Annotated in this window: 31 protein-coding genes and 1 pseudogene; 18 read left to right on the top strand and 14 right to left on the bottom strand. The window is 70.1% G+C overall.

Annotation, left to right across the window (positions count from 1 at the left end; all coding sequences use genetic code 11):
- Positions 1-31 precede the first annotated feature (31 nt).
- Entirely contained in the window at positions 32-883 is an 852-nt protein-coding gene (locus tag RYJ27_RS06825) for an SGNH/GDSL hydrolase family protein (protein WP_330169620.1), read from the top strand.
- A gap of 5 nt (positions 884-888) precedes the next feature.
- Here RYJ27_RS06825 and RYJ27_RS06830 read toward each other — a convergent pair whose 3' ends face one another.
- Complete coding sequence (locus RYJ27_RS06830; protein ID WP_330169621.1) at positions 889-1719, bottom strand: TrmH family RNA methyltransferase; 831 nt, start codon at positions 1717-1719, stop codon at positions 889-891.
- A 97-nt stretch (positions 1720-1816) separates the two neighbouring features.
- Here RYJ27_RS06830 and RYJ27_RS06835 point away from each other — a divergent pair, with 97 nt between their 5' ends.
- The 4 genes from RYJ27_RS06835 to RYJ27_RS06850 all read left to right on the top strand — a co-directional run bounded on the left by RYJ27_RS06835 (position 1817) and on the right by RYJ27_RS06850 (position 5806).
- Positions 1817-2668 carry a Sir2 family NAD-dependent protein deacetylase gene (locus RYJ27_RS06835; RefSeq protein WP_330169622.1) on the top strand — a complete coding sequence of 284 codons (852 nt, stop codon included), beginning with the start codon at positions 1817-1819 and terminating at the stop codon, positions 2666-2668.
- A gap of 30 nt (positions 2669-2698) precedes the next feature.
- Entirely contained in the window at positions 2699-3307 is a 609-nt protein-coding gene (locus tag RYJ27_RS06840; RefSeq protein ID WP_330169623.1) for a histidine phosphatase family protein, read from the top strand.
- Positions 3308-3371: 64 nt separating this feature from the next.
- Positions 3372-5210 (top strand): alkaline phosphatase family protein, encoded by a 1839-nt coding sequence (locus tag RYJ27_RS06845; RefSeq protein WP_330169624.1) that lies wholly within the window; start codon positions 3372-3374, stop codon positions 5208-5210.
- Between the two features lie 125 nt (positions 5211-5335).
- Positions 5336-5806, top strand: a complete 471-nt coding sequence (locus RYJ27_RS06850) for an Lrp/AsnC family transcriptional regulator (RefSeq protein WP_330169625.1) — start codon at positions 5336-5338, stop codon at positions 5804-5806.
- On the opposite strand, the gene RYJ27_RS06855 is transcribed toward RYJ27_RS06850, so the two are convergent.
- Positions 5781-6758 (bottom strand): DMT family transporter, encoded by a 978-nt coding sequence (locus RYJ27_RS06855; protein ID WP_330169626.1) that lies wholly within the window; start codon positions 6756-6758, stop codon positions 5781-5783. The genes RYJ27_RS06850 and RYJ27_RS06855 overlap by 26 nt on opposite strands.
- 15 nt (positions 6759-6773) lie before the next feature.
- Between RYJ27_RS06855 and RYJ27_RS06860 the strand changes: the two are divergent.
- Positions 6774-6962 (top strand): annotated as a pseudogene (locus RYJ27_RS06860) (ABATE domain-containing protein); the annotation flags it as partial.
- Between the two features lie 33 nt (positions 6963-6995).
- A complete protein-coding gene (locus tag RYJ27_RS06865) occupies positions 6996-7187 on the top strand; it encodes a CGNR zinc finger domain-containing protein (protein ID WP_330172011.1) in 192 nt (63 codons plus the stop codon).
- Here the strand turns inward: RYJ27_RS06865 and RYJ27_RS06870 are convergent.
- Positions 7144-8046: an alpha/beta fold hydrolase gene (locus RYJ27_RS06870; protein WP_330169627.1), complete on the bottom strand. Its 903-nt coding sequence runs from the start codon at positions 8044-8046 to the stop codon at positions 7144-7146. The genes RYJ27_RS06865 and RYJ27_RS06870 overlap by 44 nt on opposite strands.
- An 84-nt stretch (positions 8047-8130) precedes the next feature.
- Between RYJ27_RS06870 and RYJ27_RS06875 the strand changes: the two genes are divergently transcribed.
- A complete protein-coding gene (locus RYJ27_RS06875) occupies positions 8131-8922 on the top strand; it encodes an exonuclease domain-containing protein (protein ID WP_330169628.1) in 792 nt (263 codons plus the stop codon).
- A gap of 61 nt (positions 8923-8983) precedes the next feature.
- Here the strand turns inward: RYJ27_RS06875 and RYJ27_RS06880 are convergent, their stop codons facing one another.
- The 3 genes from RYJ27_RS06880 to glgA all read right to left on the bottom strand — a co-directional run bounded on the left by RYJ27_RS06880 (position 8984) and on the right by glgA (position 11331).
- Entirely contained in the window at positions 8984-9232 is a 249-nt protein-coding gene (locus tag RYJ27_RS06880; RefSeq protein WP_330169629.1) for a type B 50S ribosomal protein L31, read from the bottom strand.
- 93 nt (positions 9233-9325) lie between these two features.
- A complete protein-coding gene (locus RYJ27_RS06885; RefSeq protein WP_330169630.1) occupies positions 9326-10108 on the bottom strand; it encodes an ABC transporter ATP-binding protein in 783 nt (260 codons plus the stop codon).
- Positions 10109-10137: 29 nt separating this feature from the next.
- Positions 10138-11331, bottom strand: coding sequence for a glycogen synthase (gene glgA, locus RYJ27_RS06890; protein WP_330169631.1), 1194 nt, complete (start codon positions 11329-11331; stop codon positions 10138-10140).
- Between the two features lie 47 nt (positions 11332-11378).
- Here glgA and RYJ27_RS06895 point away from each other — a divergent pair, with 47 nt between their 5' ends.
- From RYJ27_RS06895 to RYJ27_RS06925, 7 genes are all read left to right on the top strand, one after another.
- Complete coding sequence (locus RYJ27_RS06895) at positions 11379-12623, top strand: glucose-1-phosphate adenylyltransferase (protein WP_330169632.1); 1245 nt, start codon at positions 11379-11381, stop codon at positions 12621-12623.
- 35 nt (positions 12624-12658) lie between these two features.
- Complete coding sequence (gene serB, locus RYJ27_RS06900) at positions 12659-13309, top strand: phosphoserine phosphatase SerB (RefSeq protein WP_330169633.1); 651 nt, start codon at positions 12659-12661, stop codon at positions 13307-13309.
- Positions 13310-13344: 35 nt separating this feature from the next.
- Positions 13345-14055 carry a beta-ketoacyl-ACP reductase gene (locus tag RYJ27_RS06905; protein ID WP_330169634.1) on the top strand — a complete coding sequence of 237 codons (711 nt, stop codon included), beginning with the start codon at positions 13345-13347 and terminating at the stop codon, positions 14053-14055.
- A gap of 145 nt (positions 14056-14200) precedes the next feature.
- The gene (locus RYJ27_RS06910; protein WP_330169635.1) at positions 14201-14527 is read left to right on the top strand and encodes a DUF4190 domain-containing protein; all 327 of its coding nucleotides are present in this window, start codon (positions 14201-14203) and stop codon (positions 14525-14527) included.
- Between the two features lie 43 nt (positions 14528-14570).
- Positions 14571-14951: a DUF3099 domain-containing protein gene (locus RYJ27_RS06915; RefSeq protein WP_330169636.1), complete on the top strand. Its 381-nt coding sequence runs from the start codon at positions 14571-14573 to the stop codon at positions 14949-14951.
- Entirely contained in the window at positions 14948-15154 is a 207-nt protein-coding gene (locus tag RYJ27_RS06920) for a hypothetical protein (RefSeq protein WP_330169637.1), read from the top strand. Before RYJ27_RS06915 ends, RYJ27_RS06920 begins: the two co-directional genes overlap by 4 nt.
- Positions 15151-16002, top strand: coding sequence for an SURF1 family cytochrome oxidase biogenesis protein (locus RYJ27_RS06925; protein WP_330169638.1), 852 nt, complete (start codon positions 15151-15153; stop codon positions 16000-16002). Before RYJ27_RS06920 ends, RYJ27_RS06925 begins: the two co-directional genes overlap by 4 nt.
- On the opposite strand, the gene RYJ27_RS06930 is transcribed toward RYJ27_RS06925, so the two are convergent.
- On the bottom strand, positions 16003-17601 hold the full coding sequence (locus RYJ27_RS06930) for an ABC-F family ATP-binding cassette domain-containing protein (protein WP_330169639.1): 1599 nt from the start codon (positions 17599-17601) through the stop codon (positions 16003-16005). It lies immediately after the preceding gene.
- A 124-nt stretch (positions 17602-17725) separates the two neighbouring features.
- Between RYJ27_RS06930 and RYJ27_RS06935 the strand changes: the two genes are divergently transcribed.
- Complete coding sequence (locus RYJ27_RS06935; RefSeq protein WP_330169640.1) at positions 17726-18355, top strand: biotin transporter BioY; 630 nt, start codon at positions 17726-17728, stop codon at positions 18353-18355.
- 7 nt (positions 18356-18362) lie between these two features.
- Here the strand turns inward: RYJ27_RS06935 and RYJ27_RS06940 are convergent, their stop codons facing one another.
- From RYJ27_RS06940 to sufB, 6 genes are read right to left on the bottom strand one after another with little or no spacing between them, the layout of a single operon-like run.
- Entirely contained in the window at positions 18363-19523 is a 1161-nt protein-coding gene (locus RYJ27_RS06940; protein WP_330169641.1) for a MalY/PatB family protein, read from the bottom strand.
- A 45-nt stretch (positions 19524-19568) separates the two neighbouring features.
- The gene (locus tag RYJ27_RS06945; protein ID WP_330169642.1) at positions 19569-19898 is read right to left on the bottom strand and encodes a metal-sulfur cluster assembly factor; all 330 of its coding nucleotides are present in this window, start codon (positions 19896-19898) and stop codon (positions 19569-19571) included.
- A gap of 10 nt (positions 19899-19908) precedes the next feature.
- Complete coding sequence (gene sufC / locus RYJ27_RS06950; protein WP_330169643.1) at positions 19909-20679, bottom strand: Fe-S cluster assembly ATPase SufC; 771 nt, start codon at positions 20677-20679, stop codon at positions 19909-19911.
- A gap of 23 nt (positions 20680-20702) precedes the next feature.
- Positions 20703-21029, bottom strand: a complete 327-nt coding sequence (locus RYJ27_RS06955) for a non-heme iron oxygenase ferredoxin subunit (protein ID WP_330169644.1) — start codon at positions 21027-21029, stop codon at positions 20703-20705.
- Positions 21026-22228 (bottom strand): Fe-S cluster assembly protein SufD, encoded by a 1203-nt coding sequence (gene sufD / locus RYJ27_RS06960; RefSeq protein ID WP_330169645.1) that lies wholly within the window; start codon positions 22226-22228, stop codon positions 21026-21028. The genes RYJ27_RS06955 and sufD overlap by 4 nt, the downstream gene beginning before the upstream one ends.
- Positions 22229-23647 (bottom strand): Fe-S cluster assembly protein SufB, encoded by a 1419-nt coding sequence (gene sufB, locus RYJ27_RS06965; protein WP_330169646.1) that lies wholly within the window; start codon positions 23645-23647, stop codon positions 22229-22231. It abuts the gene before it with no gap.
- A 250-nt stretch (positions 23648-23897) separates the two neighbouring features.
- Between sufB and RYJ27_RS06970 the strand changes: the two genes are divergently transcribed.
- Together RYJ27_RS06970 and RYJ27_RS06975 are read left to right on the top strand one after the other, a co-directional pair.
- The gene (locus tag RYJ27_RS06970; protein ID WP_330169647.1) at positions 23898-24848 is read left to right on the top strand and encodes a COX15/CtaA family protein; all 951 of its coding nucleotides are present in this window, start codon (positions 23898-23900) and stop codon (positions 24846-24848) included.
- 79 nt (positions 24849-24927) lie between these two features.
- Positions 24928-25317: a dinucleotide-utilizing enzyme gene (locus tag RYJ27_RS06975; RefSeq protein ID WP_330169648.1), complete on the top strand. Its 390-nt coding sequence runs from the start codon at positions 24928-24930 to the stop codon at positions 25315-25317.
- On the opposite strand, the gene RYJ27_RS06980 is transcribed toward RYJ27_RS06975, so the two are convergent.
- Complete coding sequence (locus RYJ27_RS06980) at positions 25314-26240, bottom strand: heme o synthase (RefSeq protein ID WP_330172012.1); 927 nt, start codon at positions 26238-26240, stop codon at positions 25314-25316. The genes RYJ27_RS06975 and RYJ27_RS06980 overlap by 4 nt on opposite strands.
- Positions 26241-26415 lie beyond the last annotated feature (175 nt).

The following is a 26415-nucleotide window of genomic DNA, read 5'->3' on the forward strand; positions in this document are numbered from 1 at the left end:
GTCGAAGGGTCCGCGAACCGAGGAGAGGCCCATGTCGTCGGAGGAGACGGATCTTCCTCACCGCACGCCCTACATCGCCAACACCGGAGCCCACCCCTGGCGCCGGTTCGTCGCGATCGGCGACTCCTTCACCGAGGGGATCGGCGATCCCGAGCCGAGCCTGGAGGGCGGGCACCGCGGCTGGGCCGATCGCGTCGCGGAGGTGCTCGCCATGCAGGTCGACGACTTCGCATACGCCAATCTCGCGGTCCGGGGGCGCCTGATCGGCCGCATCGTCGAGGAGCAGGTGGAGCCGGCCCTCGCGCTGACCCCCGACCTCGTGACGTTCTGCGCCGGCGGCAATGACATCATCCGCCCCGGCGCCGACCCCGACGCGGTGGCCGCCACCTTCGAGGACGGCGTCGCGCGGCTGTCCTCCCGGGGCGCGACGGTGGTCGTGTTCACCGGCATCGACGTCGCGTGGCAGCCGGTGTTCCGCTCGATGCGGGGCAAGATCGCCATCTACAACGAGAACCTGCGCGCCATCGCCGACAGGTACGACTGCATCGTCGCCGATCAGTGGGCGCTGAAGGAGATCCAGGATCCGCGCTTCTTCGACGCCGACCGTCTGCACCTGAACTCGCTCGGCCACCACGAGGTCGCGCGCATGGTGCTGCGCGCGCTGAACGTCCCGAACGACCTCGTGCCCATGCAGCCGGATCCCCTGCCGGTCACGACGTGGCGCACGGCGCGGGTCGGCGACCTGGTGTGGGCGCGCACCCACCTCGTGCCCTGGGTGCTGCGTCGCCTGCGGCACCAGTCCTCCGGCGACGAGGTCACGGCGAAGCGACCGGACGCACTGCCGTACAACCGCCTGACCGCACGCGCCTCGGCGGAGCGGTAGCGGCGTCAGCCCGCGGGCGGCACGCGAAGCGCCCAGAGCGCGACGGCGCTGGCGGCCGCGACATTGAGCGAGTCCACCCCTCCGGCCATCGGGATGGTCACGATCGTGTCCGCGGCCGCGAGGGCGGACCGGCTGAGGCCGTCGCCCTCCGCCCCGAGCACGAGAGCCACGCGGTCCGGCGGGGCGGCGGCGAACTGCTCGAGCCCGACGGCCCCGTCCGACAACGCGAGGGCGGCGATGTGCCACCCCGCGCCCTGGAGGATGCCGCGGGCGTCGTCCCACTCGGGAAGGCGCGTCCAGGGCACCTGGAAGACCGTGCCCATGCTCACCCGGACGCTCCGCCGATAGAGCGGATCGGCACAGCGCGGGGTGACCAGCACGGCGTCGGCACCGAGGCCGGCGGCGCCGCGAAAGGCCGCCCCGACGTTCGTGTGGTCGACGATGTCCTCGAGGATCAGTACGCGACGAGCGCCCGACAGCACGTCGGCGACGGGCCGGTCCGGAGGCCGGTGCATGGATGCGAGAAGACCCCGGTGCACCGCGTATCCCGTCAGCGACTCGGCGACCGCGGCATCCGTGAGGTAGATCGGCGCTTCGACGCCGGCGAGCAGCGCGCGCGCCTCCGGCAGCCACTTCTCCTGCACGAGCACGGCGCGTGGCCGGTGACCCGCCGCCAGCGCGCGAGCGAGCACCTTGCCCGATTCGGCGATGTAGAGTCCGCCGGCGGGCTCGCTGATGCGCCGCAGCGCGACATCGGTCAGGTCGCGGAAGTCCGCCAGGCGGGGGTCCGCGGGGTCGTCCACGCGCTCGACCCACGGTCCTCCGGCTTCCCGCACCCGTCCACGCTAGCCGACGCCCGACACCGGCCGCCCGCGTAACATCCCGGTAAAGGAGGCCGCGTACACTTGCCGCACGCGAGGAGGACGCACCCCAATGGTCTTGGTCACGCACGAGGGTTCCCTGGCTACCGCCCAGGTCGGTCGAGCGATCGACGCCCTCGCGGGCCGCAGCCTCGCGATCCTCACGGGGGCGGGCGTCTCCACCGACTCCGGCATTCCGGACTACCGGGGACAGGGCGCTCCCACCCGGACTCCCATGACGGCCCAGCAGTTCCTGACCGATGCCGCCGCGCGGCGCCGGTACTGGGTCGGCAGCCATCTCGGATGGAAGGCCTTCTCGAGCGCGCAACCCAACCTGGGCCACACGGCGATCGCCCGGCTGGAGGCTTCGGGACTGTCCACCGGCGTCGTCACGCAGAACGTGGACGGTCTTCACGTGCGTGCCGGCAGCAGCCGGGTCGTCGAGCTCCACGGCACGATGCGCCGCGTCCTGTGCACGCACTGCGGGCAGGTGTTCGACCGCCGCGACATCGCCGAGCGGGTGGAGATCGACAATCCGTGGGTCGCCGTCCCGGAGAACGTCCCGCTCGGCCCCGATGGAGACGTGCTCCCGGCGAGCACGGACGATTTCGTCATCCCCGATTGCACGGTGTGCGGCGGAATGCTCAAGCCCGACGTCGTGTTCTTCGGGGAGTTCATCCCCGCCGAGAAGTTCCGCGAGGCGGAGCAGCTCGTGCACCGCAGCGAGGCCCTCGTCGTCGCCGGGTCCTCGCTCGTGGTCAACTCCGGCATCCGCCTGGTGGAACGCGCCCGCCGACGACGCCTGCCCGTCATCATCGTGAACCGGGGATCGACGCGTGCGGATGCCAAGGCGACCGTGAAGGTGGATGCCGGGGCCAGCGAGGTGCTCGACGCGTTCGCGTCCGCGCTTCCCGCCGCGCGCTGAGCCGCCGGCGGTGCCCGTAGGATCGAGGGGATGACGACCCTCACGATCGTGCGCCACGGACAGACGGACTGGAACCTCGCACACCGCATCCAGGGGGCCACGGACATCCCCCTCAACGACACGGGTCGGGACCAGGCGCGGGCCATCGGCGATGTCCTCGCCGAGACGCTGACGAGCGTCGGGGCGCGGATCGTCTCCAGCGATCTCGAGCGAGCGCGCGAGACCGCGGCGATCATCGGCGGGCGCATGGGCCTCGAACCCGCGCCGGAGCGTGTGTACCCCGAGCTACGAGAGCGCTCGTACGGCGAGGCGGAAGGAATGCTCGTGGCGGACTTCATCGAGCGCTTCGGTGCCGGCCCCCGCGACGACGTGCCAGGCGCGGAATCCCGCCCGGACCTCCGCTCCCGCGCGCTGCGGGCCGTGCGCCGGGTCGTGCGCGATGTGCGTGCGGAGACCGCGCCCGCCCCCGCGTCGGTCGTCGTCGTCTCGCACGGGGCGCTCATCCGCGAGCTCATCGGTCACGCCTCCAGCGACGTCGCTCCCCTCCCCGGCGAACGCCTGGAGAACGGCTCCGCCCACACATTCCTCGTCGAGCGCAACGGGATGAGGCTGCTTTCCTACACGGCGGTGGCGGCGTAGCCACCGCTCCTGATGCCCGGCCCCCGCAGACGTCGTTACGATCGGCGATGACGGAGGGATCGAAATGGACGACGGCAGGGAGGACTCGCCCGGCGGGAAGCCCGTCCGTGATGTGACCGAGGCGCGTGAGAGCCGCCCGCGCGAGCGGAGCCGCCGCGACTTCCTGCGCGCCGGGGGTCTCACCGCGGCCGGCTTCATCGCGGGGGCGGCGGCGGGTGGCGCTGTCGGCGCCGCGATCGGGGGCTCGGTAGCCGAGGGCTCACCCGGCGCCGCCCCGGACGTGCGCGACGAACCCGGATTCGCGCACGTCGTCGTGCTCATGGGTGAGAACCGTTCGTTCGACAACATGCTCGGCTGGCTCTACACGCCCGATACCCTCCCCGCCGGCCAGAGCTTCGAGGGGCTCGCATTCGGCGACTACTCCAACCCCGCTCCGGACGGCACGCCGGTGCCCGCGCACGTCTACAGCGGCGCGACCGACACGATCATGGGTCTTCCGAACCCCGACCCCGGCGAGGAGTACCCGCACGTCAACACGCAGCTCTTCGGGATCGTCGATCCCGCGGAGAACTCGCGGCTCTGGGTCGAGGAGATGAGTCATCCCTACAACTCCCCCTCGGTGGGAGCGACACCGACGATGGACGGCTTCCTGCGCGACTACCGGATCAACTACGAGCGGCTCAACCGCGGCACCGCACCGACGGACGATCAGGCCAACCAGATCATGGGCGGTTTCTCCCCCGACATGCTCCCCGTGCTCTCCACGCTCGCTCGCGAGTTCGCGGTGTTCGATCACTGGTTCGCGGCCGTGCCGAGTCAGACCTACTGCAACCGTTCGTTCTTCCACGCGTCGACTTCGCACGGCTTCGTCACGAACAAGCACGGCGGCGGGTACGGAAAGTGGCTGGACGCCGACCCGGCGCCGACCATCTTCAACCGGCTCGAGGAGGCCGGGCAGTCGTGGCGGATCTACTTCGACGAACTCCAGCTGGTCTCCCTCACGGGCGTCATGCACGCTCCAGTGCTGGAGGAGTACTGGAAAACCGGCCGCTTCGCCTACATGACGCAGTTCTTCGAGGATGCCGCGTCCGGCGCCCTTCCCGCCTACGCGTTCATCGAGCCGCGGATGGTCTACAACCACAACGACTTCCACCCGCCGTTCGGGACGCTCCGGGAGAGCGACGTCGACGGGGAGTACCTCGCCGACTCCGCCGTCTCCGATGTGCGGGCCGGCGAGGCCCTCGTCGCGAGCGTCTACGACGCCATCCGCACGAGCTCCGCGCCGAACGGCTCGAATGCGCTGAACACGCTGCTGCTCATCACCTTCGACGAGCACGGCGGGACGTACGATCACGTCCCGCCGCCGACGGCGACACCCCCGCACGCGGATGCGCCCGCGGGCGAGATGGGTTTCACGTTCGACCGGCTCGGTGCACGGGTCCCCGCCATCGCGGTATCGGCGTACACGCGGGCGGGCACGATCATCCAGGACGAGATGCATCATGCCGCCGTCATCCGCACCCTCTGTCGCCTGCACGGGCTGCAGCCCCTGACGCGCCGCGATGCGGCCGCGAACGATCTCTTCTCCGTCGTGAACCTGGACGCGCCCCGCGACCCCGCCACGTGGCCCCTCGTGCACCCCATGTGGGTGCAACCGAACGCGGAGGAGGACTCCCTCGCCGACCTCGCACACGGCAAGCACCGCCTCAAGCCGCTGAGCCAACCCGGCAAGGGACTGCTCGGGCTCCTCCTCGCCCGCTACGGGCCACCGGACACCCCGGAGCCGCAGACGTATGCGGATGCCTACGAGGTGCTCCGCACCCACGGCCTCGGTCTCTTCTTCCCCAAGACCGACGCGACCCCGGCGGCCACTCCCTCCCCGAGCACCGCTTCTCCGGCCTAGTGGCAGGTCCGGGCGGGCGGGCGTGCGCGCATGCGTCGATGATTCGCACCTCGCTCAACGTACTGCGCACATACTGAGCATCCTGCGTCGGATGCACGGACCGCCGCGTGATAAAGTTCAGCATCATGAGCAAGCTCGACCATGTGGACCTCGCCCTCCTGAGCGCCCTCTCCGACGACCCGCGCGCCACGGTCGTGGGGCTCTCCGAACGCCTGGGGCTGTCGCGGAACACCGTCCAGGCCCGCATGGCCAAGCTCGAGCGCAGCGGGGTCTTCCTCTCCTTCGAGCGAACGATCGCCCCGCACACGCTCGGCTTCCCGCTTCAGGCCGCGATCTCGGTGCTCGTCCGCCAGACCGAGCTGCCCGGCATCGCGGCGGCGCTCGCCGAGATCCCCGAGATCATCCAGGCGTACGGTCTCAGCGGTCAGGTCGATCTGCTCGTGCACGTGGCCTGTCGCGATGCCCGGCACCTGTTCGACGTCGACGCCCGCATCCTCGCGGTCCCGGGCGTGGAGCGCACCGAGACGTCGCTCGTGATGGGCGAGGTCATCCCGTACCGCGTCTCACCGCTCATGGCGACGGCGAAGACGGCATAGCCAGCGCATCCGGTGAGGGCGTTCCCGCGCGGACCAGCACGACACCGGCGACGATGAGCACGCCGCCCGCCGCCTGCACGAGGGTCGGCGCCTCGGCCAACAGGATCCACGCGAACAGGACGGCGAAGAGGACTTCCGCGAGCCCCACGAAAGCCGCGAGTCGGGCTCCGATCCGCAGCACCGCGAGCACGCTCAATGAGTACGCCACCGCCGTCGCGACCACGGCGACCCACCCGAGCGGGACGAACCACGGGACGACCATTCCGCCGAGGGGCACCGACACCGGCGGCGCCGCATACGGCAGCAGGCCGGCCAGGCACAGCAGCCCGGTGATCACGGCGCCCGCCGCCATTCCCGCGGCGACCAGCGTCAGTGGTGCGATCCCCTCCCCCGCGTGCTCCGAGAGCTGATAGTAAACCGCCATCGACACGGCCGCCCCGAGCGCCAAGCCGACGCCGATCGGGTCGAACGAGGCCCCTGAGAGATCGATGACGAGGATCAGACCGCACACGCTCGCGGCCGTGCCGGCCAGCACCGAGCGGCGGGGCGCGCGCCGCGTCCGCGCCCAGATCCAGGCGACGATGAGCACCGGGGCGAGGTACTGCACGAGGAGGGCCACCGCCACGGGCATCCGTTCGATCGCGGAGAGGTGAAGCACCTGGCAGCCGACCACACCCGTCGCGGCGAAGCCGAGGATGAGCGCACCGTGTCTCCGGAGAAGTCCGGGGTCCCGACGCAGGGCGATGACGAGCACCGGAAGCAGGACGAGTGCGGCCCCTGCCATGCGCCACAGCGCCGCGGCGCCGGGCGTCCATCCCGCCTCGAGGAGCGGTTTGAGGAAGGAGCCGCTCGAAGCGAAGGTCACGGCCGAGGCGAGACCGAGGAGGATGCCTCGGCGCACCGAAGAGACGCCCCCGGCGCCGCCGACCTCGATGCCTTCCTCCAGACCCACCGGTACTCGGGCACCCTCCGCCGCGACGCCGCCGAGCTGGAGGAGCTGCGGGCGATCCGACCGCGGCTGAGGGCGCTGTGGCTCACCGATCGCACGGGGGCGGTCCCGCTCGTCAACGGCATGCTGCGGGACGGGGCTGCCCTGCCGAGACTCGTCATCCATGACGACTACGACTGGCACATCCACGCCACCACCGACGACGCACCGCTGGCCACCCGCATCCTGGTGGAGGCCGCCATGGCGTTCGTGGACATCATCCGCGCGGATGCGTACGAGCGGGTTCGCCTCTGCGACGCGGGCGACTGCGACAGCGTCTACATCGACTTCTCCCGCAACGGCTCCAAGCGCTACTGCGACTCCGGCAACTGCGGCAACCGGATGAACGTCAACGCGTACCGGAGACGGCGGGCTCGTCGAGGAACCGACTGATCGCCCGCGCGGCGGGGACGGGCGTCTCGTAGTGGATGAGGTGACCCACGCCGTCGATCTCCACCAGCTGCGCGCGCGGGAACACCTCGGCCAGGCGCCGCACCGCCGAGATCGGGGTGATGTCGTCCTGCACGGCCGCCACGAGCAGGGTCGGACGATCGATCCGGGCCGCCGGCTGGCTCACATCGTGGGACACCGACGTGACGAACGCCTCGTGCAGCACGTCCCGATCGGCGAACCGGGAGAAGTACCGGCGGTGCTGGTCGTGCACGAAGGCCCTCAGCCCGCGGTCGCGGGTCTTGGCCATCGCCTCGCTCATGATCCGCACGACGAGCCCGTTGCGCAGGAGCGCCTCGCCGAGGCGCCGGGGAAGCCGCGCGCCCGCCGCGTAGTACCCGATGGCCAGACGCGTCAGGATGCCGCGCGGTCCCTCGAGCGCGGGAGCGCCGATCGGATTGATCAGGACGAGGCCCGGCGTCTCGAGCCCGTCCGCGACGGCGGCCGCGGCGACGATCGACCCGAACGAATGACCCAGGACGACGGCGCCGGGGGCGACGAGATCGCTGAACGCGTGCAACCACGCGACGTAGGTGTCGAGGTCGTGTCGGCGCCCGGGGATCGGATCCGTCTCGCCGAAGCCCGGGAGGTCGGGCATGATCGTCCTCACCTGCGGAAGATGCGCGACGACGGGCTCGAGACCATGATGCTCGCCGCGGAAGCCGTGGATCGCGAGGACGGTGTGCGGCGCGTCATCCTCGCCGTACACCCAGAACGCCGTGCGCCCGCCGAGCACCTCCACCTCGTCCCGGCGCACGGGCACGGCGGACAGGGCGTCCCGGTACGGGTGGATCGACTGCACTCGTCGAGTCTACGAACACCTCGGAGTGCCGGTGCACGGAGCGCCTGCGCACCGGTGTCGGACGGCGCCCATAACGTGGACCGTATGCAGCCCGTCGCGCCCGAGCCGCTCTTCGACGACGACTTCCTCGACGCCCCCCGCGCCGTCGCGTACGCCTCCTCCCCCGCGCCGCCGGTCGTCGCGAGTGCGACGTGGTGCGACCGCATCGGCGTGTTCGACCTGGAGACGACGGGTGTCGACGTGGCGGAGGACCGCATCGTGACGGCGCACGTGGGGGTGCTGGATGCCGAGGGCGGTCTCGTCCGTCAGTACACGTGGCTCGCCGATCCGGGGGTCGACATCCCCGAAGGCGCCACCGCCGTGCACGGCATCACGACGGCGCACGCACGGGCGCACGGGCGTCCTTCCCGCGAGGTGGTCGGGGAGATCGTCGCCGCACTGCGCGCCATCTTCGCCGAGGGACTGCCGGTGGTCGCCTACAACGCCCCTTTCGACTTCTCGATGCTCAAGTACGAGGCGCTGCGCAACGGGCTCCCGCCGATACTCAACCCGTCGCCGGTCATCGATCCGCTCGTGCTGGACAAGTGCGTCGACCGGTACCGCAAGGGCAAGCGCACGCTCGATGCCGTCTGCGCGCACTACGAGGTCGTTCTCGAGGCGGCGCACACGGCAGCGGCCGACGCCGTGGCCGCCGGCCGTGTCGCGCAGGTGCTCGCACAGCGCTTCGCGGATCGTCTGCCCGCCGACGGCGCGAGCCTTCACACGAGCCAGATCGCCTGGGCGCGGGCGCAGGCGGAAAGCCTGACCGAGTACTTCGTCCGCATCGGCCGGATCGACAAGGACGACCGGCTGGACGGCTCCTGGCCGATCCGCTGACGCGCTCGCCGTGAACGAGAAGGGGCCCCGCGGCGCATGCCGGGGGCCCCTTCTCTGCGGCTTACTTGCCGAAGTTCTTGAAGCGCTGGTTGAACTTCTCGACGCGACCGGCCGAATCCATGATGCGCTGCTTGCCCGTGTAGAAGGGGTGCGACGCGGAGGAGATCTCGACGTCGATCACCGGGTACTCCGTGCCGTCGAGCTCGATGGTCTTGTCGCTCGACACCGTGGAGCGGGTGAGGAACGTCTCGCCCGACGCGAGGTCGCGGAAAACGACGGCCTGGTAGTCGGGGTGGATGTCAGTCTGCATGGCGGTTCCTTGAGCGTGGACGGATGACGGGAAGTCTGCGGTGCGCACGGCACCAAGGATCTACTTTACCAGATGACCCGCGTCGAGAGTGGATCAGGCGGCGCGGGCGGTGAAGCGCCCGTCGCTCCCGCTGAGCGTGATCGGGACGCCGAAGGTGTCGCTCAGATTCTCGGCCGTCAGAGTGTCCGCGATCGGCCCCGCCGCGACCGCCGCGCCGTCACGGAGCAGCATGACGTGCGTGAACCCGACGGGAATCTCCTCCACGTGGTGCGTCACCATGATCATCGCCGGCGTGGTCGGCGCCTGCGCATACCCTCCCAGCAGGGACAAGAGCTCTTCACGGGCCCCGAGATCGAGGCTCGCCGTCGGTTCGTCGAGGAGGAGGAGCTCGGGATCGGTCATCACCGCGCGAGCGATCTGAACGCGCTTCTGCTCCCCGTCCGACAGCGTTCCGAACGTGCGGTCGGCGAGGTGGTCGAGGTGCCACTCGGCGAGGACGCGCAGCGCGCGGCGCTCGTCGATGTCCTCGTACTCCTCGGTCCATCGACCGGTCACCGAGAACGCCGCGGTCAGCACGGAGTCCAGCACGCTCTCCTCGCGAGGGATGCGGCGGGCCATCGCCGACGACGCGAATCCGATGCGCGGGCGGAGCTCGAACACGTCGGTGCGCCCGAGGCGCTCCCCCAGCACGTCCACCTCGCCCGAGGACGGGTGCAGCAGGGTGTCCGCGAGTTGCAGCAGGGTCGTCTTGCCCGCCCCGTTGGGCCCGAGGATCACCCAGCGTTCGTCGTGCGCCACGTCCCAGTCCAGGTGATCGACGATGTTTCGGCCGTCTCGGCGCACGACGACGTCTCGGAACTGCAGGACTGGGGCCATGCGGCCCAGCCTAACGGCTCGCGCCGCGCTCATCGGGAAGCGGCGACGACCGTTGCGTACAGCTCCGCGGTCTGCGCCGCGATCTGCGTCCAGCTGAACCGCTCGGCCGCACGCCGGCGCCCCGCCTCGCCGAATTCGCGTGCGCGGAGGCGGTCGGCGGTGACCTCCGTGAGCGCGGACGCCAGGTCGGCCACGAAGCGGTCTGGATTGATCGGCGTGCCCGTGCCGTCCTGCATCTGCTCGATCGGGACCAGCCGGCCCGTCACGCCGTCTTCGACGACCTCCGGGATGCCGCCGGTCGCCGTGCCAACGACGGCCGCGCCGCACGCCATCGCTTCGAGGTTGACGATCCCGAGCGGTTCGTAGACGGAGGGGCACACGAACGTCGTCGCTGCCGTCAGCAGCACCCGCAGTTCTCGCCGGGAGAGCACCCGATCGTGCCAGATCACCCCGTCCCGGCTCTCCTGCAACCGCCGCACGGCGTCCTCGACCTCCGCCAGGATCTCCGGCGTGTCCGGGGCGCCGGCGCAGAGCACCAGCTGCACGTCCGGCGGGAGGTGCGCCGCCGCCCGGAGGAGGTACGGAAGGCCCTTCTGGCGGGTGATGCGGCCGACGAAGACGATCGAGGGCCGGTCGGCATCGACACCGAGCGCGCTCAGGGTCTCCGGATCCTCCAGCGGCGCCCACTCCTCGGTGTCGATCCCGTTGTAGATGACGTGCACCTTGGCCGGGTCGATCTCCGGGTAGCAGCGCAGGATGTCGGAGCGCATGCCGCCCGAAACGGCGACGACGGCCGCGGCGGACGTGTACGCGGTGCGCTCGACCCAGCTCGAGACGGCGTATCCGCCGCCGAGCTGCTCCGCCTTCCACGGCCGCAGCGGCTCCAGGCTGTGCGCCGACACGATGTGCGGGATGCCGTGCAGGAGCGACGCCGTGTGGCCTGCGAAGTTGGCGTACCACGTGTGCGAATGCACGAGATCCGCGCCGGCGATGTCCCCGACCATGGCGAGATCGACCCCGAGCGTCTGGATGGCGGTATTGGCCTGGGACAGTTCGGCCGGCACTGCGTAGGCTGTTGTTCCGGCCTCCTCGCGCGGTGCGCCGAACGCGCGCACACGCACGTCGATCCGCTCTCGGAGAGCGCGCACCAGTTCGGCGACATGCACTCCCGCACCCCCGTAGACCTCGGGCGGATACTCCTTCGAGACGATGTCGACGCGCATGAAAGCAACGCTAGTACGCGCGCGTTCGGGGGGCCTAGTGTGGTGGCATGCCTACGACGCCGAAGGTCTTCGGAATCATCCTCGCCGGAGGCGAGGGCAAGCGCCTCATGCCGCTGACGGCCGACCGGGCCAAGCCTGCGGTGCCCTTCGGCGGCCAGTACCGCCTCATCGACTTCGCGATATCCAACCTCGTCAACGCTGGCCTGCGACAGCTCGTCGTCCTGACGCAGTACAAGTCGCACAGCCTCGACCGGCACATCTCGCAGACGTGGCGTCTCTCGCCGATGCTCGGTGCCTACGTGGCCTCCGTGCCGGCGCAGCAGCGGCTCGGCAAGCGGTGGTTCTCCGGATCGGCGGACGCGATCCTGCAGAGCCTGAACCTCATCAACGACGAGAAGCCCGACATCGTCGTGGTCATCGGTGCCGACCACGTGTACCGCATGGACTTCAATCAGATGCTCGACGCGCACATCGAATCCGGGGCGCGGGCGACCGTCGCCGGCATCCGCCAGCCGATCTCGCTGGCGGACCAGTTCGGCGTCATCGCGGTCGATCCGGCCGACCCCACTCGCATCTCCGAGTTCCTCGAGAAGCCGCAGAACCCCACGGGACTGGCGGATGCGCCGCACGAGGTCCTCGCATCGATGGGCAACTACATCTTCGACGCCGATGCGCTCATCGAGGCCGTCGAGGCCGACGGCGAGGTCGCCACGTCCAACCACGACATGGGAGGCGACATCGTGCCGTACTTCGTCTCGCGCGGCGAGGCGGGCGTGTACGACATGAAGCGCAACGACGTTCCGGGTTCCACCGACCGCGATCGCGCCTACTGGCGGGACGTGGGGACGATCGATTCGTTCTTCGACGCCCACATGGACCTGATCTCGACGCTGCCGATCTTCAACCTGTACAACACCGACTGGCCGATCCACTCGCAGGCCGTCAACTCGCCGCCGGCGAAGTTCGTGCGCGACTCGGTGGGTCGCATCGGCAACGCGATCGACTCCATCGTCTCGCTCGGGTCCGTGCTCTCCGGCACCCACCTCGAGCGCAGCGTCGTGGGGCCGTGGACCCTCGCCGGCGGCGGATCGACGATCACCGATTCGGTGCTCTTCGATCACGTGCAGGTCGGACCCGGCGCGCGCATCCACCGGGCCATCCTCGACAAGGGCGTCGTGCTCGCGCCCGGCGCGACCGTCGGCGTCGATCGCGAACGCGATCTCGCCCGGGGATTCACCGTGACGGATTCGGGCATCACGGTCGTCGGCAAGAACGTGCGCGTCGAGCACTGACGCCCTCCCCCGCCCGCGGGCGCTAGCCTCGGGGGGTGAATTCCGCCCGGCTGCTCGTCGTCCTCGACGCCGATTCCACGCTCATCCGCAACGAGGTCATCGAGTTGCTCGCCGACGAGGCGGGCCGCGGTGCCGAGGTCGCCGCGGCCACCGAGGCCGCGATGCGCGGCGAGGTCGACTTCGCGGAGAGCCTGCGCGCACGGGTCGCGGCCCTGCGGGGGGTGCCCGTCGAGGCGTTCGCCCGCGTGCTCGCCCGGATCGAGCCGACCCCGGGCATCGGCGACCTGGCCGCCGCGGTGAAGGCGCGCGGCGGCATCCTGGCGGTCGTCTCCGGCGGATTCCACGAGATCCTCGACGAGATCGCCCCCTCCCTCGGCGTCGACGTGTGGCGCGCGAACCGACTGCAGATCAGCGGCGGCGCCCTCACGGGCCGTGTCGAGGGAGACATCGTGGATGCCGCGGCCAAAGCCGCGTCCCTGCGCGAATGGTCCGCGCTCTACGGGGTGCCCGCCGGCGCGACCGTCGCCGTCGGCGACGGCGCGAACGACCTGCTGATGATGGAGACTGCTGCGCTCGGGCTCGCGTTCAACGCCAAGCCCGCGGTGCGTGCCCGCGCCGACCTCGTCGTCGGGCCCCTCGACCTGTCGCAGATCGTGCCGCTGCTGCCCGCGGGAGCGCGCCAGTAGGCTGGTCCGGTCCCACCCCCGATCCCAGGAGCAGCATGTCGACTGATCGCGTCGTCCTCGTCACCGGTGGAAACCGCGGCATCGGTCGTGCCATCGCCGCCCGATTCGTCGCGGAGGGCTACGCCGTGGCCGTCACGGCGCGCTCCGGCGAGGGTCCCGAGGGCGCGCTGACCGTCCGAGCCGACGTCACCGACGCGGAGAGCCTCGATCGCGCCTATGCCGAGGTCGAGGAGAAGCTCGGTCCTGTCGGCATCGTCGTCGCCAACGCCGGCATCACGAAGGACACGCTGCTGCTGCGCATGACGGAGGACGACTTCGACCAGGTCGTGTCCACGAACCTCGGTGGCGCCTTCCGCGTCGTCAAGCGGGCCGCGAAGGGCATGCTGAAGGCGCGGTGGGGCCGCGTCATCCTCATCTCGAGCGTCGTGGGCCTCTACGGCTCGGCCGGCCAGATCAACTACTCGTCGTCCAAGAGCGGGCTGGTGGGCTTCGCACGCTCGCTCACCCGGGAGCTCGGTGGACGGGGGATCACCGCAAACGTCGTCGCGCCCGGATTCATCGAGACGGACATGACCGCGGCGCTGCCGGAGGACACCCAGGCCGACTACAAGCGGAGCATCCCCGCCGGGAGATTCGCCACCGCCGATGAGGTCGCCGGCGTCGTCACGTGGCTCGCATCGGATGACGCGGCGTACATCTCCGGTGCGGTGATCCCCGTCGACGGCGGTCTCGGGATGGGCCACTAGTCGCCACCGCCGTACCGGCGCCCTCACCGTCGGGAGACCGCCGGTACGAGTACGACGTCCGTCCCTCGGCGCTGGCCCTCGGCGCTGGCCCTTTGACACGCGCGAGGACATCCTGCCACCCTGAGAGCGATCAGAGAGGACACCCGTGAGCACAACTCCCCCCTACCCCGACACCCCCGGATACGGCGGCAGCCCCGCTGCGCAGACCAACACGCTCGCCGTCGTCTCGCTCGTCAGCGCGATCGTCGGCATGCTGCTCGTGCCGCTCATCGGGTCGATCGTCGCCGTGATCACGGGCCACATGTCCCTCGGTCAGCTCAAGACCAGTGGCGAGCAGGGGCACGGTCTTGCCCTCGCGGGGACGATCATCGGGTGGGTCGGGATCGGCGCCGCCGTCCTCGGCATCATCCTGCTCGCGATCTTCCTGCCGCTGTTCTTCACCGCCGTCGCCACCACGACCCCCGTCTCCTGAGCGGCTCCCGACGGCCCGGGGGCGGCGTACCCTGGAAGCTATCGTGAGAGCGCCCGCCAGCCACTTGACCAGCACCTCGCTGCCGCAGTCACCGAGGGACGAGGCCGCCGCGCGCCTTCGTCGCTACGCCGTCACGATGGGCATACGCATCGCGTGCTTCCTGCTCATGGCGTTCGTCACCCCCTACGGCTGGTGGACCTGGGTATTCGCCGCGGGCGCCATCCTGCTGCCGTACGTCGCCGTGGTGCTCGCGAACGTGGGCATGGACGCCCGGGAGCCACGGGCGGAGTCGCCCGAACGAGCCCTGCCCGGCGCGCCGGAATCCGCACCGCGCACGGCCGCGCCAGCCGCGTCGCCGTCCGTGATCCGCATTCAGGAGTCGCCCGAGGCGAGACCTGTGCAAGACCAGAATGCGGGAGCATGAGCGTGACGAACCCGTGCTCGCGGGCCGGCTGCCGCGCAGACGCCTCGTGGCAGGTCCGGTGGCGCAACCCGCGCATCCACGCGGCGGATCGCCGCAAGATCTGGCTGGCGTGCCCCGATCATGTCGACTACCTGCGCGACTACCTCGCGGCGCGCGACTTCCCGGTCGAGGTCGCGCCCTTCGTGCCGGGGACGAGCTCATGACCTCGCGCGGCGTCAGCATGCAGCGGCTTCCGACGGCCGGCCGATGGAGCATCTACATCGCTCTCGCCGTCGCCTTCGCGATCGCGTGCGCCTTCCTCGCCGTGTGGCAGTTCGACCGCAACGAGGAGCGCGCCGGCGAGCTGGCCCTCGTCGCCGCCAACTACGACGCCGAGGTCGTTCCGGTGGGCGAGCTGCTGACCGGGACCGACGACTTCGCGCCGGGCGACGAGTGGCGACCGGTGCTCCTCCGCGGCGAGTACATGGCCGACGATCAGGTCTACGTGCGCAACCGGCCCCACGGCGGGACGAGCGCCTTCGAGGTGCTGACGCCGTTCCTCGCCGACGACGGCAGGATCTTCGTGATCGACCGGGGGTGGGTGCGTCCCGCCGAAGAGGGCTCCGGCCCGTCGGCCGCACCTCCACCGCCCGAGGGGACGGTGGAGGTCATCGTGCGGCTGCGGCCCGGCGAGGCCCTGCCCGCGTCCGGGCGCGGCGCGCCGGAGGGACAGGTCCCGACCATCAACCTGCCGCTCATCGCGGAACGGACGGGCGACGCGACGGTGGTCTCCTCCTACGGGATGCTGGTGTCGGAGGAGCCCGCGACAGCGGCTCGGCCGACCGCGATCGCGGCGCCCACGGAGGACCCCGGGCCCCACCTGTCGTACGCGATCCAGTGGATCCTCTTCGCGGTAATGGGATTCGTCTTCATCGCCTACGTCATCCGCACCGAAATCGCCCACCGCCGCGAAAGCGCGTCCGATTCGCGCGAGCTGCCCGCTCCCTCCCGTCGCGACCGTGACATGGAGGACGAAGACGCACTGCTGGATGCCGCATCCTCCGCGCGCTGATCAGGCCAGCGTGATCAGGTCCGCGTACTCGCGGTTCCAGATGTCCTCGACGCCGTCGGGCAGGATCAGGACACGCTCCGGATTGAGCGCCTCCACGGCGCCCTCGTCGTGCGAGACGAGGACCACAGCCCCCTCGTAGTGGGAGAGCGCCCCGAGGATCTCCTCGCGGGAGGCGGGGTCGAGGTTGTTCGTCGGCTCGTCGAGCAGCAGCATGTTCGCCGAGGAGACCACGAGCGTGGCGAGCGAGAGCCGCGTCTTCTCTCCCCCCGAGAGCACGCCCGCAGGCTTGAGGACGTCGTCGCCGGTGAAGAGGAACGAGCCGAGGACCTTGCGCGCCTCGGTTGCGGTGATGTCCGGCGCGGCCGACATCATGTTCTCGAGGACGCTGCGGTCCACGTCGAGGTTCTCGTGCTCCTGCGCGTAGTAGCCGACCTTGAGCCCGTGACCGGGTTCGAGCCGGCCGGTGTCGGGCTGATCGACCCCCGCGAGGATCCGCAGCAGCGTCGTCTTGCCCGCGCCGTTGAGGCCGAGCACGACGACCTTGGAGCCGCGATCGATCGCGAGATCGACATCCGTGAAGATCTCGAGCGAGCCGTACGACTTCGACAGCCCGGACGCCATGAGCGGAGTCTTCCCGCACGGCGCCGGCTTGGGGAACCGCAGCTTGGCTACCCTGTCGTCCTGACGGACGTCGTCGAGGCCGGACAGCATCTTCTCGGCGCGCGCGACCATCTGGTGGGCCGCCGCGGCCTTCGACGCCTTCGCACCGAAGCGCGCCGCCTGCTGCTGCAGCGCCGTCGCCTTCTTCTCGACGTTCGCCCGCTCCTTCTTGCGCCGCTCCTCGTCGGCGACGCGCTGACGCAGGTAGTTCTTCCAGTTCATGTTGTAGACGTCGATGACCTGGCGGTTCGCGTCGAGGTAGAACACCCGGTTGACGGTCTCGCCGACGAGCTCGACGTCGTGGCTGATCACGATGAGGCCCCCGCGATAGCCGCGAAGGAACTCCCGCAGCCACACCACGCTGTCGGCGTCGAGGTGGTTGGTGGGCTCGTCCAGGATCATCGTCTGCGCGTCGGAGAACAGGATGCGCGCGAGCTCGATGCGGCGTCGCTGACCGCCCGACAGAGTGCTCAGCGGCTGATCGAGGATACGGTCCGGCAGCGAGAGGTTGTGAGCGATCGAGGCGGCCTCCGCCTCCGCGGCGTAGCCGCCCAGCGCCTCGAATCGCTCGGTGAGCTGACCGTAGCGACGCATCGCCTTCTCGGCGACCTCCGGATCGGCGTCCCCCATCGAGAGCGACGCCTCGTGCATCCCGACGCTGAGGCGGCCGAGACCTCGCGCATCCAGGATCCGCGTGCGCGCCAGGTCCTCCGGGTCGCCCGAACGGGGGTCCTGGGGCAGGTAGCCGAGCTCTCCTGCGCGATCCACGCGGCCCCCGGAGGGCAGCGCGTCTCCGGCGAGAACCTTCGTCAGGGTCGTCTTGCCCGCGCCGTTGCGGCCCACGAGACCGATCTTGTCGCCCGGTCCGACCCGGAAGCTCACGTCGGACATCAGCAGGCGGGCACCCACGCGGATCTCGAGGTCGTGCACGGCGAGCACAGCAGATGTCCGTTTCGTCGGTGGGTGGAGTACAAAGGGTGGCAGATAGCCAGCCCCCTAGTATAAAACGCGAGTCGCCCCCGCGACGCCGCCCCACCCCGTCTCGCCCCGTCGAAGGAGCTCCATGTCGTCGCTCGCCGCACAGCCCTCCCGCCGCGTCCTCGCCGATCTGATCACGCGCCCTGCCACTCGCAGCCGCGCCGTCGCCGTGGATGTGGGGCTCGTCGTCGCCGGCGCCGCGCTCGTGGCGCTCCTGGCGAAGGTCGCCGTGCCGATGTGGCCGGTCCCCATCACGGGGCAGACCCTCGGCGTCATCCTCGTCGGCGCGGCGCTCGGCTCCCGCCGCGGCGCCGCCGCGCTCACGACCTACATGCTTGCGGGGCTCGCCGGGGCGCCCGTGTTCGCCACCGCCCTCGCCGGCCCCGCCTACGTCCTCTCGCCGTCCTTCGGGTTCATCGTCGGCTTCATCCCCGCCGCGTTCGTCGCGGGCTGGGTCGCCGAGCGGGCCTGGGATCGCCGCCCCGCCCTCGCGTTCCTCGGGTTCCTGGGGGCCAGCGTCATCCCCTTCCTCGTCGGCGTCCCCTACATGGCGCTCATCCTTGCCACCGTCGTCGGTGCGGAAGTCACGCTCGGATCGGTCCTCGCCGCGGGAGTCACGCCGTTCATCGTGGGCGGCATCGTGAAGGCCGCCGCCGCCGCCCTGCTCATCCCGCTCGCATGGCGCGGAGTCGGCGCCCTCGACGCCCGCAAGTGACGCGCGGTTAGGCGTCGACGAGAGCGCCGATACGCTCGACCGCCTCGGTGAGCACCTCGGGTGAGCACCCGATGTTGAAGCGCACGTGTCCGCGGCCCTCGTCGCCGAAGGCCGGTCCGTAGTGGAGCGCTACCCGCGCCTCGCGCAGGATCCGGGTGGACGGGTTGTCCCCCCAGCCCAGTCCGCCCAGATCGACCCAGGCCAGGAATCCCGCATCGGGCATCCGGTACCGGGCGCCCGGTACGTGCCGCGAGAGCAGATCTGCGAGCAGGCGCCGGTTCTCGTCGATGGCGGCCAGAGCGGAGTCCAGCCACGCGTCGCTCTCAGGGGCGAAGGACGCGACGGCGGCCATGGCACCGAAGAGGCCGGTGCGCCACTCCACCTCTGCGGGGAGCGATCGAAGGACACGCGCGTGCTGGTCGTCCCCCGCGATCATGAGGGCGCACTTGAGCCCCGCCAGATTGAACGCCTTGCTGGCGCTGGTCACGGCGAATCCCACCCGCGCGGCCGTCGGGGAGGCGGCGAGGAAGGGCGTGAAACCCGTTCCGGGGTAGGCCAGCGGCGCGTGGATCTCGTCGCTGATGACGGTGGCGCCGAAGCGATCCGCTGCCTCGGCGATCTTTGCCAGAGCCTCGCGGCCGTGCACCGTGCCGGTCGGATTGTGCGGGTTGCACAGCAGAATCGCTCGCGCGCCACCAGCGAGGGCGGCCTCGATGCCTGCCACGTCAAGCTCGTGACCGGACGGACCGGCGCTCAGGGGCACGCGCTCGACGACTCCGCCCGCCTCGGGAACGGCGTCGTAGAAGGGCGGATACACGGGTGGGGTCACGACCACGCGGTCGCCGGGCTCGATGACCCGCCGCAGCAGTTCCACGACGCCCATGATCACGTCGCCGGTCGTGCGGATCCGGTCGGGGCGCGGCGCCCATCCGAAGCGGCGCCCGGCGAACGCGACATACGCGTCGCGCACACCGGGGTCGGGCGGCGTGTATCCGGTGTCCCCCAGCGTCACCGCGCGCGCGAGCCGGTCGGTGATGGCCGGCGCGAGCGGGAAGTCCGTCTCCGCGACGAAGAGCGGCAGCACGTCTGCGGGATACGTCCGCCACTTCGTGCTCGAGCGTTCGCGGAGCTGTTCGAGGGGAAGGGCCTTCAGCGGGGTGACACGCACGCCATCGAGCCTACCGACCGGCTCTCGCGCGATGCGCGACGAGCGTCAGATCGCGAAACCGAGCGCCCTCATCATGTCGCGCCCGTCGTCGGTGATCCGCTCGGGGCCCCACGGCGGCATCCACACCCAGTTGATGCGGAACCGGTCCACGACGTCGTCGAGCGCCTGCGCGGTCTGCTCCTCGAGCACGTCGGTGAGCGGGCACCCCGCGCTGGTCAGGGTCATGTGGATGACGAGGGCGTCGTTCTCGTCATCCCAGGCGAGGTCGTAGATCAGACCGAGGTCGACGACATTGATCCCGAGTTCCGGGTCCATGACGTCCTTGAGGGCCTCGGTGACCTCGTCGAACTTCTCCGGAGTGAGCGTCGCGGTCATAGAAGAGACCTTACGCCTCGGCGCCGGAGGCCGGCTCGAGGAATCGGTCGTAGCCTTCGTCCTCGAGGCGCTCGGCGAGCTCGGGGCCGCCTTCCTCGACGATGCGGCCCGCGACCATGACGTGCACGAAGTCCGGGTGGATGTAGCGCAGGATGCGGGTGTAGTGCGTGATCAGCAGCACCCCGAGTCCGGTGTGCTCCTTCGCGCGGTTCACGCCCTCCGAGACGATCTTGAGCGCGTCGACGTCGAGGCCGGAGTCGGTCTCGTCGAGCACGGCGATCTGCGGCTTGAGGAGCTCTAGCTGGAGGATCTCGTGCCGCTTCTTCTCTCCGCCGGAGAAGCCTTCGTTGACGTTGCGCTCCGCGAACTTCGGGTCCATGCGCAGGTTCTTCATGGAGCCCTTGACGTCCTTGATCCAGGTGCGGATGCCGGGCGCCTCGCCGTCGATGGCCGTTTTCGCCGTGCGGAGGAAGTTGCTCACCGTGACCCCGGGAATCTCCACGGGGTACTGCATGGCCAGGAAGAGGCCCGCGCGGGCCCGCTCGTCCACGCTCATCGCGAGCACGTCCTCGCCGTCGAGGGTGATCGAGCCCTGCGTGACGGTGTACTTCGGGTGTCCCGCGATCGTGTAAGCGAGAGTCGACTTTCCGGAGCCGTTGGGCCCCATGATGGCGTGGGTCTCACCCTTGCGCAGGGTGAGGGTGACGCCGTTCAGGATGGGCGTCTCGCCCGCCTCCGTCTCGACGGTGACGTGCAGGTCGCGGATTTCAAGGACAGACATGGGGGTTCCTTCGATGGGGCCGGTCAGACGGCCACGGTTGCGTCGGGGTCGATGAGCACGTCGTCGCCGGAGATCTCGACGACGTAGACGGGGACGGGCTCATAGGCGGGAAGGTTCAGGGGCTTGCCCGTGCGGAGGGAGAACGCGGATCCGTGCGCCCAGCATTCGAGGGTCTCCCCCTCGACGAAGCCGTCGGAGAGCGAGATGTCGCCGTGGGTGCAGGTGTCGCCGATGGCGTGGACGACGCCCTCGGCATCCAGCACGACCGCGATCGGCTTGCCGCCGACCTCGACGCGCTTCGCCGTGTCCTGCTCCAGTTCGCTCAGCGCGCACGCGCGCTCGAGGCTCACTCGGCGGCTCCCTGAGCCAGCTCCGCCTCGATGAGCGAGCTGAGCTCCTCCTGCAGCGAGCCGATGCCGATCTTCTGAACGATCTCCGTCAGGAAGCCGAGCACGACGAGGCGCCGCGCCTCGTCCTCGCGGATGCCGCGGGCCTGCAGATAGAACAGCTGCTCGTCGTCGAAGCGACCGGTGGCGGACGCGTGGCCGGCCCCTTCGATCGCGCCGGTCTCGATCTCGAGGTTCGGAATGGAGTCCGCCCGGGCGCCCTCGGTGAGCACGAGGTTGCGGTTGGCCTCGTAGGAGTCGGTCCCCTCGGCGTCCGGGCCGATGAGAACGTCGCCGATCCACACCGTCCGCGCCCCCGATCCCTGCAGGGCCGCCTTGTAGAGGACGTCTCCCCGCGTGTGCGGACCCTTGTGATGCAGGTACACCTGGCTCTCGAGGTGCTGCGGCGCGTCGGCGAAGGCGAGGCCGTACAGCTCGCCCTGTGATCCCGCGCCGGCGAGCTCGATGGACGGGTTCACGCGCACGAGCCCGCCGCCGAAGCTGACCACCGTGTGACGCAGCGTGCCGTCGCGCTCGACGCGCGCCTGGTGGGCGGCGGCGTGGACCGCGTCGTCGTCCCACTGCTGCACCGAGACGACCTCGAGCGAGGCCCCCGGACGCACGATGATCTCAACGTTCTGGGCGAACCGAGCGGCACCGGTGTGGCGCAGCACGACAGTGGCCCGCGAGTGCGGCCGGGCCTCGATGACGACGTGCGCGTGGGCGAGCAGCTCCGCGCCCGCGCCCGGGAAGGTGACGACGACGGGTTCGTCGAGCTCGGCCTCGTCGGGGACGGCGAGGTACAGAGCCTCGGCGCTGCGCTTCCAGGCGATGGCCGCGGGAAGATCCTCGGGCTCGAAGACCTCGCCGCGCGGTGCCTCGCCGATCTCGAGCGACGCCGCAGCCAGCGGTCCGCTCACCTCGATCGAGACGGCACCGGCGTCGCCGGGCACGTCCTGCAGCAGCGGAGCGATGCGCGCGAGCGGCGTGTGCTTCCAGTCGACCTCTCGGCCGGTGGGCTCGCCGAAGGCCGCCGGGTCGTAGGAGCGCATTCGGGCGGAGCGGGTCTGAACGGGAACGACGGACGTAGACGTCTGGCCCCATCCTCCGTCGGTGTGCGCCTGGCTTCCCGGCGCGGGGCGGGGGGTGGTTGTGGTCGTCATCTAGCCGACGGATCCTTCCATGCCCATCTCGATGAGCTTGTTCAGCTCGAGGGCGTATTCCATGGGCAACTCGCGCGCGATCGGCTCGATGAAGCCGCGCACGATCATCGCCATTGCTTCGTCTTCGGGGAGTCCGCGGCTCATGAGGTAGAACAGCTGCTCCTCGCTGACCTTCGAGACGGTCGCCTCGTGGCCCAGCTGCACGTCATCCACGCGGATGTCGATCGCGGGATAGGTGTCGCTGCGGGAGATCGTGTCGACGAGCAGGGCGTCGCACCGCACCGTGTTGGCCGAGTGATGCGCCTGCGGCTCGACGCGGACCTCGCCGCGGTAGCCCGCGCGTCCGCCGCCGCGGGCGATCGACTTGGAGACGATCGACGACTGCGTATAGGGCGCCATGTGGATCATCTTCGCGCCGGCATCCTGGTGCTGGCCCGGACCCGCGAACGCCACCGAGAGCGTCTCGCCCTTGGCGTGCTCGCCGACGAGGAAGATCGACGGGTACTTCATCGTCACCTTGGAGCCGATGTTGCCGTCGACCCACTCCATCGTCGCGCCCTCATGGGCGACCGCGCGCTTCGTGACGAGGTTGTACACGTTGTTCGACCAGTTCTGGATCGTCGTGTACCGGACGCGGGCGTTCTTCTTGACGATGATCTCCACGACGGCGGAGTGCAGCGAGTCGCTCTTGTAGATGGGAGCGGTGCAACCCTCGATGTAGTGGACGTAGCTGTCCTCGTCGGCGATGATCAGGGTCCGCTCGAACTGACCCATGTTCTCGGTGTTGATCCGGAAGTACGCCTGGAGCGGGATCTCGACGTGCACGCCCTTCGGCACGTAGACGAAGGAGCCGCCCGACCACACGGCGGTGTTCAGCGCCGCGAACTTGTTGTCCCCGGAGGGGATGACGGTGCCGAAGTACTCCTCGAAGAATTCCGGGTGCTCCCGCAGCGCCGTGTCGGTGTCCATGAAGATGACGCCCTGCGCCTCGAGATCCTCGCGGATCTGGTGGTAGACCACCTCGGACTCGTACTGCGCCGCCACACCGGCGACGAGTCGCTGGCGCTCGGCCTCCGGGATGCCCAGGCGCTCGTACGTGTTGCGGATGTCCTCGGGAAGGTCTTCCCAGGTCTGCGCCTGCTTCTCGGTGGAGCGGACGAAGTATTTGATGTTCTCGAAGTCGATCGCGGAGAGATCGGCTCCCCACGTCGGCATCGGCTTGCGGCCGAACAGCTGCAGCGCCTTGAGGCGGCGCTGGAGCATCCACTCGGGTTCGGCCTTCAGCGCCGAGATGTCGCGGACGACGGCCTCGCTGAGGCCCCGTCGCGCGCTCGCCCCGGCGGCGTCGGCGTCGTGCCAGCCGAACTCGTAGACTCCGAGTCCCTCGAGCTCTGGCCGGTCGATCAGCACTTCAGACATGGTCACTCTCCTCTAGGCCGCAACGGTGTCATCCGCCCCGGCATTCCTTACCGTGCGGTGCACGGGAGGCAATGCCGCTGGTGGGCCCTCTCAGATGCGCAGGTCTTCGCGCCTACACTGTCTACACGTGCGCCTGCGCGTGTGCGCGCGCATGTCGACTCCAACGATTCTACAGGTACGACCCCTCGTCCCGGGCCGGTCCCGCCCCGGCCCGCCCGGTTGGCGCGAAGGTCGTCCAGGAGGCCCATCCATGCCCGACCCGATCACCACCGCTCCCCCGCGCCCCACCTCCGCGGACGACCGCGGATGGCTGCCGCGCACCGTCGACGCCCGCGTCCGCGCATTCGCGTGGATGTCGTTCGTCGCCGAGGTCCTGATCATCGCGACCGGCGGCGCGGTCCGGCTCACCGGCTCCGGGCTGGGCTGTCCCACGTGGCCCACCTGCACGCCCGAATCGCTCGTGAACACCCCCGAGATGGGCATCCACGGGGTCATCGAATTCGGCAACCGCACGCTGACGGGCCTCGTCGGCATCCTCGCGCTCGCGGTCGTCGTCCTGGTGTGGCGCATGCGCCGCACGCGCCGCGACCTCTTCCTCCTCGCGCTCGTCGTGCTCGGCGGCGTCGTGACGCAGGCGATCGTGGGCGGCATCACGGTCCTCACAGGCCTGAACCCGTTCATCGTGGGTTTCCACTACGTCGCGTCGCTCGTGCTCGTCTGCGTGTGCGCGGCCTTCCTGTATCTCATGGTCCGACCGCGCGGTGTGCGCTCCCTGCGCGTGCCCCCCGCGTTCGCGATCACGACCCACGTGACGACGTTCGTCCTGGCGGCCACGATCTTCTTCGGCGTCCTCACGACGGGCGCGGGTCCCCACTCCGGCGACGCGGCGGCGGGACGCAACGGCTTCGACGCCGAAGTGCTCGAACACGTCCACGCCTGGCCCGGCTACGCGCTGCTGGCGCTGACCCTCGCCCTGACGGTCATCGCCTGGGTCCGCTCCCTCGCGCCGCGAAGGTGGTTCGCCCTTCTGCTCGCACTTCAGGTCGTGCAGATCGCCGTCGGGCTGTATCAGGCCAGGAACGGCCTCCCGGAGCTGGCCGTCGGTGCACACATGGTGCTGGCCGCCCTCACCGCTGCGGCGATGACCGTCGTGGTGCTCTCCCTCTCGTCCCGCGCGCACCGGCCCACAGTCGATTCATAGGCGCCGGATAGGGTCCACCCGTGTGCGGCGGGGAGTGTCGGAGAGGTCAGCAACCCCGCCCGCACACAGAGGAGCACCGATGACCATCCGTCCCCGCATCACCCGCAGCATCCCCTTCTGGATCCTGGTCGCCGGCTCGCTCGCCGCGGCGATCGCGGGAGTGGTGATGACCCTCACGACCCTCGGCGCCATGTCGACGACCCTGCTGGATGGCAGCGCCACCGGTGTCGACGTCTACGTGGGGCAGGTCTGGGCGATCTTCGGAGCCGTGCTCCTCGGCGCGGGCATCGTCGGGGTCGCGATGGCGCTGACCCTCGCGACCGGCGCCTGGCTTCTACGCCCCGACATGGAGTTCCCCGAGCCCTCTCGCGATGAGGACGACGCGCCCGCTCACGAGCGTGACGCACTGGACGCCGCCGACGAGCCCGACGAGGCGCACGACGCGGAGGAGCCCTCGCGGCGCGGCTAGAACGGCAGGAGCGGGTCGACGGCGATCGCGACGAAGATGAGCGTCAGATATGTGATGGATGCATGGAAGACGCGCATCGGTGCCGGCTCGGTCCCTCGCACCGCTCGCGTGTACAGCCGGTGCGACTCGTAGATGAACCAACCGCCGAAGACGAGCGCGGACGCCGTGTATACCAGTCCCATGCCCGCGACCGGGATGAGCAGCAGGGAGCACGCGACGGTCGCCCACGCGTAGAGGATGACCTGCAGACCGACCTGCGTGCCCGAGCGCGTCGCACCCAGCATGGGGACGTCGACGTTGTCGTACTGCGCCTTGTACTTCATCGACAGCGGCCAGTAGTGCGGCGGCGTCCAGAGGAAGACGAGGGTGAACAGGACCAGCGGCGCCCAGGAGAGCGACCCCGTGACAGCCGACCATCCGATCAGCACGGGGAAGCATCCGGCGATCCCGCCCCACACGATGTTCTGTTCCGTGCGCCGCTTGAGGATCATCGTGTAGACGACCACATAGAAGAAGATCGCCGCGGCCGAGAGCACGGCCGCGAGCCAGTTGGTCGTGGCCCACAGCCAGAGCGTGGAGAACACCGCGAGCGTCCAGGCGAAGACGAGCGCGTTCCGGGGCGACACCTCGCCGGTCACGAGAGGACGGTTCACCGTCCTCTGCATGTGAGCGTCGATGTCGCGATCGAGGTACATGTTGAATGCCGCCGCGGAACCTGCGCTCAGCGAACCGCCGATGACGGTGGCGAGGATGAGCAGCGGATGCGGCATCCCGCCGTGGGCCAGGATCATCACAGGGACGGTCGTGACGAGCAGGAGCTCGAGCACGCGCGGCTTCGTCAGAGCGACGTAGGCGCCGATCTTTCGCCCGAGGGACGTCTTCGCGGCGGGTGCCTCCGTGGGAGGCCTCGTCGTGATGTCCATCGCCCCCCGCTCGGTCCGCACGTGATGATCCACCGTGCAGTCTATGTCATCCCGCGTCGTCGCCCGCCCGGCCCGCGCGCACCAACCCCGCTTCGCTATGCTGAACGGACACACGCGCTTTCGCGCCGATCCCCTGAGCACGAACCCGCCGCTGCGGGCCATGTCACAGGGCCAT

The sequence above is a fragment of the Microbacterium limosum genome, from assembly GCF_036324365.1.
Taxonomy (GTDB): Bacteria; Actinomycetota; Actinomycetes; order Actinomycetales; family Microbacteriaceae; genus Microbacterium; species Microbacterium limosum.

Excerpts from the sequence above, each read along its gene's own strand:
- RYJ27_RS06845 (WP_330169624.1), top strand. The coding sequence starts at position 3,372 with ATGGACGACGGCAGGGAGGACTCGCCCGGCGGGAAGCCCGTCCGTGAT.
- sufD (WP_330169645.1), bottom strand. The coding sequence starts at position 22,228 with ATGACGACCACAACCACCCCCCGCCCCGCGCCGGGAAGCCAGGCGCAC.
- RYJ27_RS06945 (WP_330169642.1), bottom strand. The coding sequence starts at position 19,898 with ATGACCGCGACGCTCACTCCGGAGAAGTTCGACGAGGTCACCGAGGCC.
- RYJ27_RS06925 (WP_330169638.1), top strand. The coding sequence starts at position 15,151 with ATGACCTCGCGCGGCGTCAGCATGCAGCGGCTTCCGACGGCCGGCCGA.
- RYJ27_RS06875 (WP_330169628.1), top strand. The coding sequence starts at position 8,131 with ATGCAGCCCGTCGCGCCCGAGCCGCTCTTCGACGACGACTTCCTCGAC.
- RYJ27_RS06880 (WP_330169629.1), bottom strand. The coding sequence starts at position 9,232 with ATGCAGACTGACATCCACCCCGACTACCAGGCCGTCGTTTTCCGCGAC.
- RYJ27_RS06970 (WP_330169647.1), top strand. The coding sequence starts at position 23,898 with ATGCCCGACCCGATCACCACCGCTCCCCCGCGCCCCACCTCCGCGGAC.
- RYJ27_RS06980 (WP_330172012.1), bottom strand. The coding sequence starts at position 26,240 with ATGGACATCACGACGAGGCCTCCCACGGAGGCACCCGCCGCGAAGACG.
- RYJ27_RS06865 (WP_330172011.1), top strand. The coding sequence starts at position 6,996 with ATGGCGTTCGTGGACATCATCCGCGCGGATGCGTACGAGCGGGTTCGC.
- RYJ27_RS06895 (WP_330169632.1), top strand. The coding sequence starts at position 11,379 with ATGCCTACGACGCCGAAGGTCTTCGGAATCATCCTCGCCGGAGGCGAG.
- sufB (WP_330169646.1), bottom strand. The coding sequence starts at position 23,647 with ATGTCTGAAGTGCTGATCGACCGGCCAGAGCTCGAGGGACTCGGAGTC.
- RYJ27_RS06975 (WP_330169648.1), top strand. The coding sequence starts at position 24,928 with ATGACCATCCGTCCCCGCATCACCCGCAGCATCCCCTTCTGGATCCTG.
- RYJ27_RS06835 (WP_330169622.1), top strand. The coding sequence starts at position 1,817 with ATGGTCTTGGTCACGCACGAGGGTTCCCTGGCTACCGCCCAGGTCGGT.
- RYJ27_RS06905 (WP_330169634.1), top strand. The coding sequence starts at position 13,345 with ATGTCGACTGATCGCGTCGTCCTCGTCACCGGTGGAAACCGCGGCATC.
- glgA (WP_330169631.1), bottom strand. The coding sequence starts at position 11,331 with ATGCGCGTCGACATCGTCTCGAAGGAGTATCCGCCCGAGGTCTACGGG.
- RYJ27_RS06920 (WP_330169637.1), top strand. The coding sequence starts at position 14,948 with ATGAGCGTGACGAACCCGTGCTCGCGGGCCGGCTGCCGCGCAGACGCC.
- sufC (WP_330169643.1), bottom strand. The coding sequence starts at position 20,679 with ATGTCTGTCCTTGAAATCCGCGACCTGCACGTCACCGTCGAGACGGAG.
- RYJ27_RS06885 (WP_330169630.1), bottom strand. The coding sequence starts at position 10,108 with ATGGCCCCAGTCCTGCAGTTCCGAGACGTCGTCGTGCGCCGAGACGGC.
- RYJ27_RS06825 (WP_330169620.1), top strand. The coding sequence starts at position 32 with ATGTCGTCGGAGGAGACGGATCTTCCTCACCGCACGCCCTACATCGCC.
- RYJ27_RS06850 (WP_330169625.1), top strand. The coding sequence starts at position 5,336 with ATGAGCAAGCTCGACCATGTGGACCTCGCCCTCCTGAGCGCCCTCTCC.
- RYJ27_RS06935 (WP_330169640.1), top strand. The coding sequence starts at position 17,726 with ATGTCGTCGCTCGCCGCACAGCCCTCCCGCCGCGTCCTCGCCGATCTG.
- RYJ27_RS06840 (WP_330169623.1), top strand. The coding sequence starts at position 2,699 with ATGACGACCCTCACGATCGTGCGCCACGGACAGACGGACTGGAACCTC.